Raw genomic sequence first — 14,450 nt, forward strand, 5'->3', positions numbered from 1 at the left:
CCGAGCGCGACTGGCCGGGCAAGGCAAAATCCGGTGACCCGGAATGGAAAAGGGGCGTGTGCGGACACATGCCCCTTTATTCTGGCCGATAGATGCGGGGCAGGCCTATGGCGTTGCGTCGCTCTCTTGTTCCGTTGCGACGTGTTCCACGCCAAGCCAAGCGGCACAATGCTTCAGCGCCCGCGCTGCGATGAGCTGGCGCTTCATGATGGTCTTGTCCTTGCCGCGAAAACGTTTCACGCCATCAGGCTTGACGATGGAGCCCGGCTCCAGTTCCGGGAACAGGCCGAAATTGATGTTCATCGGCTGGAAGGAACGCTTGCCCGGCTCATCATCGGAAGAGAGATGGCCGCCGGTGATGTGGTTGAGCAGCGAGCCAAGCGCCGTGGTGGCCGGCGGCAGGCTCGGGGTTTCGCCCTTTTGTTCGGCCGCTGCGAAGCGACCGGCGAGAAGCCCGACGGAGGCGCTTTCCACATACCCTTCGCAGCCGGTGATCTGGCCGGCGAAACGCAGGTCCGGCCGCGATTTCAGCCTTAGCGAGCGGTCCAGCAGGATGGGGGAATCGATATAGGTGTTGCGGTGCAGGCCGCCGAGGCGGGCGAATTCCGCATTTTCGAGACCGGGAATCATGCGGAACACATCCGCCTGCACGCCATATTTCAGCTTCGTCTGGAAACCGACCATATTATAGAGCGTGCCGAGCGCATTGTCCTGCCGCAGCTGGACGACGGCATAGGCCTTGACGGTCGGGTTATGGGCATTGGTCAGGCCCATCGGCTTCATCGGGCCGTGGCGCAGCGTCTGGCGGCCGCGCTCCGCCATGATCTCGATCGGCAGGCAGCCGTCGAAATAGGGGGTGCCCTCCCATTCCTTGAAACCGACCGTATCACCGGCAATGAGCGCATCGATAAAGGCGTTATATTGCTCTTCGTCCATCGGGCAGTTGATGTAATCCTTGCCCGTGCCGCCGGGGCCGACCTTGTCGTAACGTGACTGGTACCAGCAGATATCCATGTTGATGCTGTCGCGGTGCACGATGGGCGCGATGGCATCAAAGAATGCCAGCGCATCTTCGCCCGTCTCGGCCTGAACTGCTGCCGCCAGATCCGGCGAGGTGAGCGGGCCGGTGGCGATGATGGTGCTGCCCCATTCCTTTGGCGGCAGGCCTGTTACTTCTTCGCGGACAATTGTCACCAGCGGGTGATTTTCAAGCATATCCGTTACGGCCTGCGAAAACCCGTCGCGGTCGACGGCGAGCGCGCCGCCGGCCGGCACCTGGTGTTTATCGGCGCAGGCCATGATGAGAGAGCCGGCAAGCCGCATTTCCGCATGGATGACACCGACCGCATTGGCCGTCGCGTCGTCGGAGCGGAAGGAGTTGGAACAGACCAATTCCGCCAGCGTATCGCCCTTATGCGCATCTGTGCCGCGCACGCCGCGCATTTCGTGCAGGATGACAGGCACGCCGCTCTCAGCAATCTGCCATGCGGCTTCCGAGCCGGCCAGTCCGCCGCCCACGACGTGAATGGGAGAATGGGTCTTGTCTTGCATGCTGGCGTCCATGAACCGCGCGCGGGGCAAAGCTCCCGTCCGGCGGCTGTCATTCGAGTGATGGTTCCGCGCGGGTCCCTTGGGGACGCGGCATTGTTGCGGGATGCACTAGCATGCATGGCCTGGGCAGCCAAATGTTTTTGCGGGGCGTAAGCGGGGGAAGAGCCGGTTGGCGTTGTGGATCGAGCGCATGCCGCGTGTTTCTTCTCCCCAGGGGGAGAAGTCCGCGGCAGCGGGATGAGGGGGCGAGGGTAGAGATAGACCGCGGGCTTGCCCCCTCATCCGACCCTTCGGGCCACCTTCTCCCCGGCGGGGAGAAGAAATATGCTGCGATGCCGGGCGCTTTTCCAGAGGCTGGTGTCTTCAGCAAACCCCAGAATCAAAAACGGCGCCCGAGGCGCCGTTTTCTTAAAACCTGTCGCTCAATCGTCGCGCCCTGGAGGTCGGGCAGCGGGACGATCGTTTACGCCTTAGCGGAACGAACGGGAAGCAACGTTACGGATGTCGTAACGGGTCAGGCCGATGTCGCTCAGGGCCTGGTTGGACAGGCTGCCGAGTTCGTTGATCGTGCGGCGGTAGGAGATCCAGTTCTTTGCGATGCGGATAGGGTTCATGGTCGTTTCCTCAATCTATCTCTGTTGATTTCGTCGGCCGGCTCAGCGTTTCTCTGTGCTCTCGGCTGTTGAGGTTTATATATAGACATTGAGCCATGTTGTGCAGTGCAGATTTTAGGCTACTGCCATGCATTTGTGCACTATGTCGGCTAAATTTGCGGCTTTGAATATCATCTGAGCAAAATATGAGCGAAAATGCCTGTGTTTCAGGCGGTTTTGACGGGTTTGGCAGCCTTTGGCGGCGCAAAAGGGGCTTGCTGGTGTAAAAAGACGCACCGGGAAGGGCGCGCGCTGTCCGGGCGTTGCGTAAATGGGGTCGGCCATCGATGCATTTTTCATCTGCCGACCCTGCGGGCGGCTGTGGCATTGCCGGTTCGCCCCGGAGAACCGCCCAAAACGAAAAAAGGCCGGAGGCGGGAGCCTCAGGCCTTTTGAGTAGGTCGTCTCGCATCCGCCGCAAGGAGCGGCGGGCGTATAATCAGAAGCCGACGGCGGTCTTGGCGACGCGGCGGATGTCCTGACGGCCGATGCCGAGGTCGCTCAGTTCGCGGTCGGTCATGCGGCCGAGTTCGGTTACGGTCTGACGATACTTGCGCCAGTTGGTGAGCGAGCGTGCAATGTTCATTTTCATCTTCCTCTTCGTGCTGTTCAGTCTCAACGGCCAGTCTTGGGAGGCTTTGGTCCGGGGCTGAACTCGATCTCTGTATGGCCATGAATATAATCGGTTTAATCAAAACAAAAACAGACAAAGCAAGATGCCACCTATGCGCTAATTGCAATGCAAGCCGGTAAATCAGGCCGATTGCGACGATTCGTGCATAATTTGTGACCATTTTATGAGCTTTGGGTGATCGTCTGGTGGGTGGTTGTGCGAGAGCGTGCGGTATGACCGGATAATGCCGGGGCAAGGGGGCAGAAGCCCTCCATCGCTGATTTGCAGCAAGGGCCTGCAATCCGGCTGCGGCGGGCGCTATATATAATGTCAATGCAGCTGCATAAATATTGTCTGCTTTTTTTCCGCCTGCCGGCATGCGATGCGCCGGGCGGCCCGGGTCGGGAAGGCGGGGGAGGATGGGGTGCGGCTTGCCGTTTTCCGCCCAAAGATTGCCTCTGCCCGGCTGTCGCGCGCTGTCCCCTGTCAGGGCGGCGAATAAGCGGCGCCCGCCGACGGCTCCCGCCGCCGGTACTGCGGGTGAGAAAAGTCCGGAGGAAACGAAAGGCGGCGACAAGGCGCGCTTGACCCTTTCAGAACATTGTGACATACCGCCGCCCAACGTGCGGGTATGGCGGAATTGGTAGACGCATTGGTTTTAGGTACCAACGCTTCGGCGTGGGAGTTCGAGTCTCTCTACCCGCACCACAAGCAAGGCATGGCTGCGCCACGCTTGCGCCAGAGTGCATCTTTATAAGATGCGAGGGCTTTTGGGGTGCCCCTCAAGCTGTCTCAGGCGCGGGCGCGAAGGTGTCCGGCAGGCGCTTGTGCAACGAAATAACAGAAGCCACGGCCGGGACGTTGTTCCAGTGCAGTGCTCGAAAGTAAACCAACGGCTGTCTGAGCACCGCCGCCATGATGTGAAGGTTTGAGAAAATGCAGGTTATCGAAACGCTCGCTGAAGGGCTGAAGCGCGAACTCAAGGTCGTTATTCCGGCCGCCGACATGAAGGCCCGTCTGGACGAGCGCCTGGTTGACGCCAAGGACAAGGTTCGCATCAACGGTTTCCGTCCCGGCAAGGTGCCGGTTGGCCACCTGAAGAAGATGTACGGCAAGTCCATCATGGCCGATCTCGTCAACGAGCTGGTTCGTGAAAAGCCGACCGAAATCCTCTCCAGCCGTGGCGAAAAGTCCGCAACGCAGCCGGCCATCTCGATGACCGAAGACGAGCAGGAAGCCGAAAAGATCCTGTCGGCCGAATCCGATTTCGAATTCACCGTTGCCTACGAAATCATTCCGGCCATCGAACTGAAGGCCAATGACGGCATCAAGGTTACCCGCGAAGTTGTTGAAGTCTCCGAAGACGAAATCAACGAGCAGATCCTCAAGATCGCCGAAAGCGCCCGCACTTTTGAAGCCAAGAAGGGCAAGGCCGCTGAAGGCGACCGCGTCACCATGAACTATCTCGGCAAGGTTGATGGCGAAGCCTTCGATGGCGGCGCTGCTGAAGACGCTGAACTGGTTCTCGGTTCGGGCCGCTTCATCCCCGGCTTCGAAGACCAGCTCGTTGGCGTCAAGGCCGGCGACGAAAAGACCATCACCGTGACGTTCCCGGCCGATTACCCGGCTGCGAACCTTGCCGGCAAGGAAGCCAACTTCGACATCACCGTCAAGGAAGTTGCTGCCGCTGCCGCCGTTGAAATCAACGACGAACTGGCGACCAAGCTCGGTCTCGAATCGGCTGAAAAGCTGAAGGAAATCGTCAAGGGTCAGATCGAGAGCCAGTATGGCAACGTCACCCGCCAGAAGGTCAAGCGTCAGATCCTCGACCAGCTCGACGAAATGTACAAGTTCGACACGCCGGCTGGCCTCGTCGACGCCGAGTTCGACAATATCTGGCGCCAGATCAACACCGATCTCGCCCAGTCCGGCAAGACCTTTGCTGACGAAGACACGACCGAAGAAGAAGCCCGCGAAGAATATCGCAAGCTCGCTGAACGCCGCGTCCGTCTCGGCCTCGTTCTCTCCGAAATCGGCGAAAAGGCCGGCGTCGAAGTGACCGAAGAAGAAATGCAGCGCGCGCTGTTCCAGCAGCTGCAGCAGTTCCCGGGTCAGCAGAAGGAAATCCTCGATTTCTTCCGCAACACGCCAGGCGCTTCCGCTTCGCTGCGCGCTCCGATCTTCGAAGAAAAGGTCATCGACAAGCTGCTCACCGAAATCTCGGTAACGGACAAGACCGTTTCCAAGGAAGAGCTGCTGGCTGACGACGGCGAAGAAGCCACGGAAACCAAGAAGAAGGCGCCTGCCAAGAAAAAGGCTGCTGCCAAGGCTGACGACGCCGCTGAAGGCGAAGAAGCCGCTCCGAAGAAGAAGGCTCCTGCCAAGAAGAAGGCCGCTGAAGGCGACGCTGAATAATCTTGGTTGGCGAAAGCTGATTGAATGGAAGGGCCGCGGCGAAAGCAGCGGCCTTTTTGTTTGGGCGCCTCGCTTGTTCAGCTACGCAATCGCCCGTTTCTCAATCCTTCGACATCGTTGCGTCATTCCTAGTTATTATAGTCGAAACCCATAATGCTGGGTCAGGCTTCAAGGACCATAGTCGAGGAATGCCGAACGGCAGTGCCATGGGTGTGAGAAATTACTTGGTCGAGGGTGTCTCCGGGGTCGGCAAGACTTCGGTTGCGACAGAACTTCAGCGGCGTGGCCATCATGTGATCCACGGCGACCGGGAGCTTGCCTACAAGGGCGACCCTGAAACCGGCGAACCGCTCAATCCCGCGTTGTTGCGGGGCGATGCGACCGATATGCCTTTCCGGCATCGGCATCATATCTGGGATGTCGAAAAGGTTCGGCGGATCGCCGCCGACCGCAGCCACGCACTCACATTCTTTTGCGGTGGCTCGAGAAATTTTCAGCGTTTCATGGATGTGTTCGATGAGGTCTTCGTTCTCGATCTCGATAGCGAGACCTTGCGAAAACGGCTGATCGAGAGACCCGCGGACGAGTTCGGCGGAAACCCGCAGGAGCGCGAATTTGTCCTGCAACTCCATGCAACGAAGGAAGACATCCCCGTTGACGCAACGGTCCTCGATTCATCCAGACCTTTGACCGTGGTGGTGGATGATATTCTCGCCCGGTGCACGCCTACGGTCGAAAAAGAGTAGCGGCCGAGCTACCCGCGTCCTCGTTCTGATCACAATGCAGTGCAGCATGATTTTTTGCTGCATCTGCTCTTGTTCATCTCCCGTTCATCTGGCACTTTGCGCCGCATGATTTGCTCAGGTCGTATTCAGCGGCCGTTCGGGCATGAAGCGCCGCTCGATGCGGCCTCGTCGCTGCCAACCGTTGGCCTTACGCTTTTACCGTGCCTGCCGGGTTCTCCCGGCGCGCCCTTATTTGCCAGGGGACAAGATATGTCGCCAAGAATGGGTTTTACCCTCCTGTTGTCTCTTTTCACCGCCACTGGCACCGCGGCCCATGCTGATGAGGCCGGGCTGATCTGGAAGCCGGTCAAGAATTCAGACCGTTCCTATACGGCGCGCATCGGCGCGAAGCTGCCGGTCGATACGCCGATCCGGGCGGGCCTCGAAATGGGCATGAGCGCGTCTAAGGGTGGGCAGCTGGTCGATACGCCGGTGCGGTTCTGGGGCAATGTCACGCTGCTCGCCGAACAGTTGCCTGGCGTTTCCCTGGCCCGTGATGTCGGCGTCATTTTCAATGCGCTGACGGGTTCGAGCAGTATCTCCATGACCTCGCGGCAGAAACGTGTCGTCACGCCGGAGCTGGATATCGAGGCGAACCGCAATTTCACCGTCCGTTATGACGGCACGGCGCAGCAATGGAACGGGCTGGATGTGTCGCAGTCGCTGCGCCTGTCCCGGTCGGAAACCGGCACTGCCTTTGTGCTCACGGGGGCGAGCCGAAACAGTTTCAATGAGTTCAGCAGCGGCGTGGCGGTGGAGCAGAAGATTGGCGATCACCTGACTGTGCGCGGCACGCTTGATCAGGGCTATGCGGATCATTTCCGGCCCGGCGTGAGTGCGCGGTATAGCATTCGGTGGTGAGGGTATGCGTGACCTGTCGTCTAAGCAATGCGTACGACCGGCATTCTCGCTCGATACGCGGCGTCATCCTTGGGCTTGTCCCAAGGATCTAATCACGTCTCATAAACCGAGACGTTGCAGATGCTCGGGACAGGCCCGAGCATGACGGCAGGAGATGTTTTCGAACATTGCAGATTATCTCCTTACCCGCGACAAAGCCTCAATCCTTCTTGATCTCACCCATCCGGTTCCAAGCATCCAGCCCGGCAATCTTGTAGGCTTCCGCAAGTGTGGGATAGTTGAAGGTATTCTCGACGAAATATTCCACCGTGCCCTTGAGGTTCAGCACCGCCTGGCCGATATGCACCAGTTCGGTGGCGCCTTCGCCGACGATGTGGACGCCGAGCAGGCGGCGGGTTTTCAGCGAGAAGATCATCTTCAAGAGCCCGCTGTCGAGGCCCATGATATGGCCGCGCGAGGTTTCGCGGAAATGGGCGATGCCGCACTCATAGGGAATGCCGCGCTCGATGACTTCTTCTTCCGTCAGGCCGCAGGTGGAGATCTCAGGCACGGCATAGATGCCATAGGGGAAGAATTGCGGCGGTTCGCCGGCAGGGGCACCAACGGCATGGCGGGCGGCGATGCGGCCCTGTTCCATGGAGGTGGAGGCAAGGCTTGGGAAACCGATGATATCGCCGGCGGCATAGATGTTCGGCACAGACGTCTGGAAGGTCTCGGGATCGACTTTCAGGCGGCCACGGCTATCGGCCTCCAGCCCGCAGGCGGAAAGATTGAGCGTATCGGTGGCGCCGACGCGACCGGCGGCGAAGAGGACGGTCTCGGCCTTCAGCACGCGACCGTTGCCGAGCGAGACGAGGCATTTGCCGCTCTCGTCGCGTTCCACCTTTTCCGCCTTCTGGCCGAAGATCAGTTTCATGTTGCGGTCGCGCAGTTGATAGGTGAAATCCTCGACGATTTCCTTGTCGATGAATTCCAGCATGGTCTCGCGCGGTTCCACCACAGTTACCTGCGTGTCGAGCGCGCTGAAGATGGTGGCATATTCGATGCCGATGACGCCGGCGCCAACGACGATCATGGAGCGCGGCAGTTCCTTGATTTCCAGAATCTCGTCCGAATCGAGCACCGCTTCGCCATCGAAGGGAATATGCGGCGGCCTGTAGGGGCGGGTGCCGATGGTCAGCAGGATGGAGGTGGCGGTGACAGTCATGATCTCGCCGTCGCTCTTCACCACCTTCATGGTGTTGGCGTCGATGAAGCTTGCCGTGCCGCGAATGTGCTGCACGCGGTTCCGGGCGAACTGGTGTTCCAGCACTTCCACCTCGTGATCCAGCGTGATGAGGAGGCGACGGCGCAGGTCTTCCGCATCGATCTCCTGCTTGACGCGATAGGCGCGGCCGTAAAATCCGCGCTCGCGCCAGCCGGTGAGGTTGAGCGCGGTTTCGCGCAGGGTTTTGGAAGGAATGGTGCCGGTGTGCACCGAAACGCCGCCAACGCGGCTGCCCTTCTCAATGACCAGAACCCTCTTTTCGAGCTTGGCGGCCTGAATGGCGGCCCGTCTACCCGCCGGACCGCTGCCGACAACAATCAGATCGAACTGGTACATGAAAAACCCCGGAACAGAATATTGCGATGACCGGATGTCGCATCCGGCGTGGCGTCGCCGCGAAATGGTCGTGATGCCATTTTGACGATGGGGAGTGATTCCCCGGTCAGCCTTGCCCGCAAGAGTGCAATGCAACAAACGCCTGCGTCAATCTGTAGCGTAAGAATCTGACGGATTCGTAACTGGGGGTGGATTTTCGGGAGATCGAGGGTGGGTGTGGCTTACCCCCCTCTGCCCTGCCGGGCATCTCCCCCTCAAGGGGGGAGATCAGCAGGAGGCCCTTTTGTCGCTTCATCCTCAAACGTTGAGAGGGGCGAAACCTCGCTGCAGATCGATCTCCCCCCTTGAGGGGGAGATGCCCGGCAGGGCAGAGGGGGGTAAAGCCCCGCGCACTTCCTGAAGACGCCCCAAAAAAACCAACACCTTCATCCCGCACGGCGCTGCCATGCGGGGTATGGATGGAGAGCACCGGGCGATTGCCCGGCTGCGCTTCATGTGAGGTTGGTGTTTGTCGGATGCGTTGCGCAGCCGGGTCTTTCACCATGCCGTATCTCGCAAGGGCCGTGCACGGCGCTTTGCGAAATGGTCCTTTCCACGAACGTTGCCAGCGTTCCACCACCAGGACCGTCCTTCGGTTTGCGCCACGTCTGGCACCCACCCGGCAGGACTGCGTTTAATCTAACAGCGGGTCGCGGGGCGGGGAAAAGCGGGGATGAATTTTTTCGGCGTCAGTCTTCCTTGCGAGCGACATGGCGGTGAAGCGCTGCAAGGTCCTGCCGGAGTGCGGCCAGTTCGGCCAGCACCTTCACGTCGATCTTTTCATGCAACGACAGAACCTCAAGCTCGGCCTTCAGGTTCACCTCGTAGTCCTTGGCGGCCTCGAAACGGTCGCGGGCGGCCTGGCGGTTCTGCGACATCATGATGATCGGCGCCTGGATGGCGGCCAGCATGGAGAGAAGCAGATTGAGGAAAATGAAGGGGTAGGGGTCGAAAGCGCGGGTGGTCAGCACGATGGTGTTGATGATGGCCCAGAAGATCAGGAAAAAACAGAAGCTGAGAATGAAACCCCATGAGCCGCCGACCTTGGCGATATTGTCCGCCAGCCTGTCACCGACACTGGCCCCGGCGGAAAATTCCGCATTGATGTCGCTCGAAACCAGCTTCTTCTGGTGCGACAGTTCCAGGATGCGCCGTTCCACCTCGCCGATTTCACGGGAGGAGCGCTTGAAATGCGAAATGATATAGTCGGAGATATCTGACACGGTGTGTCTCCGGTTCTGATGAGGCCTGAACGTTTTGCGAGATAAACCCGCATGGCGGTGGAATTCAAACGATTTCCACCGCCATGCGGTTCAGGCGTCCCTCGCCGAAAACCATCAGACCGATGGCGCCCCCTCGTGCAGCCAGTTGAAACCGGGGAAGAAGCGTTCGCGGCCATATTGCTGGCCGAACATCATGTCGAATTGCAGCATCCTGTAATCGCGCACCACCTCGGGAACGGCGTTCGCGGCAATCGACCAGTCGGGCTGGGCCTTGCCGTCGGCCGTCACCAGCATGTGCCGGTCGACGACGGAAAAGGCCTGCTGAACCTCGCCGAGCATGCCGGTATAGAAGGGATCGGAGAAGCCCGCCGTCTTCAGCACATGATAGGGCAAAAGCGCCGGGCTGATGGTGCCGATATTCTTGCGCACGCCCTTCTTTGAGGACCAGACGACGAGCGGTGTCTCGTGTTCCTTTTTCATCACCTCCAGCGGCGCGCGGCGGCTTGCCACCATGCCCGGCATGTAACCGCTTTCGACAAAGGTCTGGCCGAGCGGCGGCAGGTGATCGCCGAAGAGGACGATAATGGTTTCCCGGTCGCGCTTCTTCGCCCAGCGCATCAGTTTCAGCAGCGCTTCATCAGCTTCCGCCACCCCTTGAGAATAGGTGGCGAGCGCCTGCGAGGCCGAGGCGGAGAGGTCGCCTTCGACGCCAATCGTGTTTTTTGCGTAACGGGTCGCCTCATAGGGACCATGTCCCTGAAGGGTGACGGCGAAGAGGAAGAGCGGGTTCTGCGCCTTTTCGGCCGTCGCCATGATCTCGTCCATCAGCGCATCGTCGGAGGCAAAGTTGCCGCGTTTTTCCATGGCCGGCAGCGTCTCTTCGGAGCGGAATTCCTCGAAGCCGAAATTCGCATAGACCTGCTTGCGGTTCCAGAACCATTCCTGGAAGGGATGCATGGCGATGGCGGAATAACCTTCGCCACGGAAGAAGCTGGCGAGCGAGGGCACCGGGCGGCGGATATATTGCTGATAGGGAATGCTGCCATAGGGCAGGAAGGCGTTGGAGAAGCCGGTCAGCGCCTCGAATTCCACATTCGCCGTCATGCCGCCGAACTCCGGGGAAAAGACATTGCCGGACCGTTTGGCGCGGATCGTCGGCATGGGATCGTCGGAGAGCTTCACATTTTCCAGCCGCTTCGGATCCCACAGCGATTCGCTCATCAGCATGATGACATCGGGGTAATCGCCCTTGTTGGCGGCGAAGGCGGCGGGCTTGGATGTCAGGTCGGCGATGGCATTTTCGCCGTACCCCTGCGGCGCTGCGACATTGGCCATCGGAATATTGAAGGCGAAGGCCATCAGGAAGCCGTTATGGCGGTAATTTTCCTGCTGATCCCACATCATGGGAATGATGTTGAGGCGATCGCGCACCCAGGAATAATGCGAATAGTCCATAAGCGAGGCAAGACCGGCGAGAAGCGGCAGCGCCAGCGCGAGACCAGCGGCGCGTTCGCGCCAGCTCAAGCCCGGTGAGTGGCGGCGCGCCAGCAGCCAGAGGCCCGTAAGTGCCGCAATCGTGGCAAAGATGCCGAGGGCGACGAGGGCTGCCGTCATCGGCTGAGCCCTCAGCATGGTCGGCAGAAGCTCGAGGATCTGGCGGCCGAATAAGAGGTCGGATGGATAAAGAGGATCGGAGAGATAGGTCTGTTTCTGCGCCGAAATCAGCCCCGTCAGCGCGCAGAGCGGCGCAAGCGCGATCAGCGACAGGTAACGCCTGCCAAGAAGTGCATCCAGTGCCACGAGGAGGGCGAGCACGGCGGCAATGGTGGTCATGCCGGGGCGGGCGGAGGAGGTGAGGAAAGCGCCGACATCGGTGAGCGAGCCGCGCGCGATCCACTCCAGCGCCACGACCAGCACGACGGACGCGACCGTCAGATTGGCAAGCGTATAGGCCGTGCCCGAAAGCCTGGAAAGGCTCCTTGTCCATGCAGGCGAAAAGACGAAACCAGCCTTTTCGGAAGCCGTTGTTTTTGGCGCCGAATGTTTCAAACCCATACTCCGGTATTGCAGGCGGCACGACCGATCCGGGGAGGTGAATCGGGTGTCGCAAAAGTGTCATGTAACTGTCACATAAGCGCGATGAACGCGACATGAACTTTGAAGAGTCTGGCCGGTGCGGCGATAACCTTAGCGTGAAGGCGCGCGGCCGAAGCGTAACGGGCGCCGCCATGCAATTGCCGCGTTGCGGAGCAGCCACGGGCGCGGTATTGAAAAGCCATGAGCGACAGACACAATATAGAGAACCATCTCCGGATTGCCGTCGGGCAGTTCAATCCCACCGTTGGCGACGTGGCGGGCAATCTCGCCAAGGCGCGCGAGGCAAGGGCCGATGCGGCGACGCAGGGCGCCGATCTTCTGCTCCTGACGGAGCTGTTCATATCCGGCTATCCGCCGGAAGACTTGGTGCTGAAGCCGGCTTTCCTGAAAGCCTGCCTGAAAGCGGTGGAAGAGCTGGCGGCGGAAACCGCCGATGGCGGGCCGGGCGTGGTCATCGGCTTTCCGCGACAGGGCGAGACGGGCCGGCACAATTCCGTGGCGCTGCTGGATGGCGGCAAGATCGTTGCGCTGCGCGACAAGATCGACCTGCCGAATTACGGCGAATTCGACGAGAAGCGGGTTTTCTCTGAAGGGTCGATTTCCGGGCCTTATAATTTCCGTGGCGTGCGGATCGGCATTCCGATCTGCGAGGAAATCTGGAACGATATGGGTGTCTGTGAAACACTCGCCGAAAGCGGGGCGGAAATCCTGCTGGTGCCGAACGGTTCGCCCTATTATCGCGGCAAACTGGATGTGCGCCATCAGGTGGCGCTGCGGCAGGTTATCGAAAGCGGTCTGCCTCTCGTCTTCGCCAACCAGCTGGGCGGGCAGGACGAACTGGTGTTCGACGGCGCGAGTTTCGCCTTTAATGCCGACAAGACGCTTGCCTTCCAGATGAGCCAGTTCGAGGCCACGCTTGCGGTCACCGACTGGAAGCGTACTGCTGACTGCTGGCGCTGCGAGAGCGGTCCATTCTCGAAAATCCCTGAAGGCGAGGAGGCGGATTACCGCGCCTGCATGCTGGGTTTCCGTGACTACGTCAACAAGAACGGCTTCAAGAGCGTGGTTCTCGGCCTTTCCGGCGGCATCGATTCGGCGATCTGCGCCGCCCTTGCCGTCGATGCGCTGGGCGAGGAGCGGGTGCGCTGCATCATGCTGCCTTACCGTTATACCTCGGAAGAATCGCTGAAGGACGCCGCCGATTGTGCGAAAGCGCTCGGCTGCCGTTATGATATCGTGCCGATCGTCGAGCCGGTTGAGGGTTTCCTGTCGGCGCTTTCCGAACTTTTTGAGGGTACGGAAGAGGGCATTACCGAAGAAAACCTGCAGAGCCGCACACGCGGCACCATTTTGATGGCCGTTTCGAACAAGTTCGGCTCGATGGTGGTAACGACCGGCAACAAGTCGGAAATGTCAGTGGGTTACGCCACGCTTTACGGCGACATGAATGGCGGTTTTAATCCCATCAAGGACCTCTACAAGATGCAGGTCTATGCCATTTCCGCCTGGCGCAACGCCCATGTGCCGCCGGGCGCTCTCGGCCCTTCCGGCGAGGTGATCCCCGCCAATATCCTTTCCAAGGCGCCATCGGCCGAATTGCGCCCCAACCAGACTGACCAGGATTCGCTGCCGCCCTATCCGGTGCTGGATGACATTCTGGAATGCCTTGTGGAGAAGGAAATGTCGGTCGAGGAAATCCTGGCGCGCGGGCATGATATTGCGACCGTGCACCGGGTGGAGCATCTGCTTTACCTCGCCGAATACAAGCGCCGGCAATCGGCCCCGGGTGTGAAGATTACCAAGAAGAATTTTGGGCGTGACCGGCGTTATCCGATTACCAACCGTTTCCGGGATCGGTAGTCGAAGGGGCGATGCGGGTAGGTTCGGCGGTGCCACTTGTTTCTTCTCCCCGCCGGGGAGAAGGTGGCCCGAAGGGTCGGATGAGGGGGCAACCCCTCCGTATATATTGACGCTCGCCCCCTCATCCCGCTGCCGCGGACTTCTCCCCGGCAGGGAGAAGAAACAAGTGGCATGCGCTCGGTCCAGAATAAGCCTACGTATTTGAACAGACGGCGCGAGGAAAACCCCGCGCCGCCCGATCACTTCATATAACCTGCCCCACATCGATGCGGTTGCCGTCAGGATCTTCAAAGACAAAGGCCCGGAGCCCATAATCCTTGTCCTGCAGGCCCTTGATAATGCGCAAGCCCTGGCTCTTGCAGAGCGTATGCAGCGCGTCCACATCGCTCACCATCATATGCGCAACATTGAAGGGTGCCGCTTTGTGGGTGGGCTGCAATGTCAGGTGCAGCTCTGCATTGCCCTGTTTGAGGATCATGAAGCCGACAGGGTTGCCGTTTTCGAAGGTCTTTTCGAAACCGAGCACGCCAACGTAAAAATCATGGGCCTTTTCGATGTTTTTGACAGGGAGCATTGCGGCGATCCGGCCGAAGCGGATGCCGTGATCGGCGATGGAATTCATCGCGGAACCTCGGATCTGGGAGAAACGGGGAGGGCCACGGACGGTGCCGGGGCGCTGGCGTTTTTTCCGGTTTGAATTTGCAGGACGGTGCCCGCCGCCCTAGGATCATAATCAAGGCCATGGTGGAT

11 protein-coding genes and 1 tRNA gene are annotated in these 14,450 nt (G+C 59.8%); 5 read left to right on the top strand and 7 right to left on the bottom strand.

Annotated elements, in window-relative coordinates; all coding sequences use genetic code 11:
* Nucleotides 1–105 precede the first annotated feature (105 nt).
* From trmFO to PL599_RS11820, 3 genes are all read right to left on the bottom strand, one after another.
* Entirely contained in the window at nucleotides 106–1,563 is a 1,458-nt protein-coding gene (gene trmFO / locus PL599_RS11810; protein ID WP_269824677.1) for a methylenetetrahydrofolate--tRNA-(uracil(54)-C(5))-methyltransferase (FADH(2)-oxidizing) TrmFO, read from the bottom strand.
* 458 nt (nucleotides 1,564–2,021) lie between these two features.
* Nucleotides 2,022–2,165: a DUF1127 domain-containing protein gene (locus PL599_RS11815; RefSeq protein WP_003515516.1), complete on the bottom strand. Its 144-nt coding sequence runs from the start codon at nucleotides 2,163–2,165 to the stop codon at nucleotides 2,022–2,024.
* Nucleotides 2,166–2,643: 478 nt separating this feature from the next.
* Entirely contained in the window at nucleotides 2,644–2,790 is a 147-nt protein-coding gene (locus PL599_RS11820) for a DUF1127 domain-containing protein (RefSeq protein ID WP_004433052.1), read from the bottom strand.
* A gap of 652 nt (nucleotides 2,791–3,442) precedes the next feature.
* Between PL599_RS11820 and PL599_RS11825 the strand changes: the two genes are divergently transcribed.
* The 4 genes from PL599_RS11825 to PL599_RS11840 all read left to right on the top strand — a co-directional run bounded on the left by PL599_RS11825 (nucleotide 3,443) and on the right by PL599_RS11840 (nucleotide 6,878).
* A tRNA-Leu gene (locus PL599_RS11825) sits at nucleotides 3,443–3,525 on the top strand.
* Between the two features lie 228 nt (nucleotides 3,526–3,753).
* Nucleotides 3,754–5,232, top strand: a complete 1,479-nt coding sequence (tig, locus tag PL599_RS11830) for a trigger factor (protein ID WP_217004797.1) — start codon at nucleotides 3,754–3,756, stop codon at nucleotides 5,230–5,232.
* A gap of 206 nt (nucleotides 5,233–5,438) precedes the next feature.
* Nucleotides 5,439–5,978 (top strand): AAA family ATPase, encoded by a 540-nt coding sequence (locus PL599_RS11835; RefSeq protein WP_269824718.1) that lies wholly within the window; start codon nucleotides 5,439–5,441, stop codon nucleotides 5,976–5,978.
* 249 nt (nucleotides 5,979–6,227) lie between these two features.
* Nucleotides 6,228–6,878, top strand: coding sequence for a hypothetical protein (locus PL599_RS11840; RefSeq protein WP_142912286.1), 651 nt, complete (start codon nucleotides 6,228–6,230; stop codon nucleotides 6,876–6,878).
* 199 nt (nucleotides 6,879–7,077) lie between these two features.
* Here the strand turns inward: PL599_RS11840 and sthA are convergent, their stop codons facing one another.
* The 3 genes from sthA to PL599_RS11855 form a co-directional block, all read right to left on the bottom strand.
* Nucleotides 7,078–8,481, bottom strand: a complete 1,404-nt coding sequence (gene sthA, locus PL599_RS11845; protein ID WP_142912285.1) for a Si-specific NAD(P)(+) transhydrogenase — start codon at nucleotides 8,479–8,481, stop codon at nucleotides 7,078–7,080.
* Nucleotides 8,482–9,209: 728 nt separating this feature from the next.
* Complete coding sequence (locus tag PL599_RS11850; RefSeq protein WP_142912284.1) at nucleotides 9,210–9,743, bottom strand: DUF1003 domain-containing protein; 534 nt, start codon at nucleotides 9,741–9,743, stop codon at nucleotides 9,210–9,212.
* 114 nt (nucleotides 9,744–9,857) lie between these two features.
* Nucleotides 9,858–11,798, bottom strand: a complete 1,941-nt coding sequence (locus PL599_RS11855; RefSeq protein WP_269824675.1) for an LTA synthase family protein — start codon at nucleotides 11,796–11,798, stop codon at nucleotides 9,858–9,860.
* A gap of 222 nt (nucleotides 11,799–12,020) precedes the next feature.
* Here PL599_RS11855 and PL599_RS11860 point away from each other — a divergent pair, with 222 nt between their 5' ends.
* Nucleotides 12,021–13,700 (top strand): NAD+ synthase, encoded by a 1,680-nt coding sequence (locus tag PL599_RS11860; protein ID WP_269824674.1) that lies wholly within the window; start codon nucleotides 12,021–12,023, stop codon nucleotides 13,698–13,700.
* Between the two features lie 244 nt (nucleotides 13,701–13,944).
* Here PL599_RS11860 and PL599_RS11865 read toward each other — a convergent pair whose 3' ends face one another.
* Nucleotides 13,945–14,322: a glyoxalase superfamily protein gene (locus PL599_RS11865; RefSeq protein ID WP_269824673.1), complete on the bottom strand. Its 378-nt coding sequence runs from the start codon at nucleotides 14,320–14,322 to the stop codon at nucleotides 13,945–13,947.
* Between the last annotated feature and the right edge of the window lie 128 nt (nucleotides 14,323–14,450).

It is taken from the genome of Agrobacterium sp. ST15.16.055 (assembly GCF_027956555.1).
In the GTDB taxonomy this organism is placed as follows: domain Bacteria; phylum Pseudomonadota; class Alphaproteobacteria; order Rhizobiales; family Rhizobiaceae; genus Agrobacterium; species Agrobacterium salinitolerans.

Excerpts from the sequence above, each read along its gene's own strand:
- trmFO (WP_269824677.1), bottom strand. The coding sequence starts at position 1,563 with ATGGACGCCAGCATGCAAGACAAGACCCATTCTCCCATTCACGTCGTG.
- PL599_RS11815 (WP_003515516.1), bottom strand. The coding sequence starts at position 2,165 with ATGAACCCTATCCGCATCGCAAAGAACTGGATCTCCTACCGCCGCACG.
- PL599_RS11820 (WP_004433052.1), bottom strand. The coding sequence starts at position 2,790 with ATGAACATTGCACGCTCGCTCACCAACTGGCGCAAGTATCGTCAGACC.
- tig (WP_217004797.1), top strand. The coding sequence starts at position 3,754 with ATGCAGGTTATCGAAACGCTCGCTGAAGGGCTGAAGCGCGAACTCAAG.
- PL599_RS11835 (WP_269824718.1), top strand. The coding sequence starts at position 5,439 with ATGGGTGTGAGAAATTACTTGGTCGAGGGTGTCTCCGGGGTCGGCAAG.
- PL599_RS11840 (WP_142912286.1), top strand. The coding sequence starts at position 6,228 with ATGTCGCCAAGAATGGGTTTTACCCTCCTGTTGTCTCTTTTCACCGCC.
- sthA (WP_142912285.1), bottom strand. The coding sequence starts at position 8,481 with ATGTACCAGTTCGATCTGATTGTTGTCGGCAGCGGTCCGGCGGGTAGA.
- PL599_RS11855 (WP_269824675.1), bottom strand. The coding sequence starts at position 11,798 with ATGGGTTTGAAACATTCGGCGCCAAAAACAACGGCTTCCGAAAAGGCT.
- PL599_RS11860 (WP_269824674.1), top strand. The coding sequence starts at position 12,021 with ATGAGCGACAGACACAATATAGAGAACCATCTCCGGATTGCCGTCGGG.
- PL599_RS11865 (WP_269824673.1), bottom strand. The coding sequence starts at position 14,322 with ATGAATTCCATCGCCGATCACGGCATCCGCTTCGGCCGGATCGCCGCA.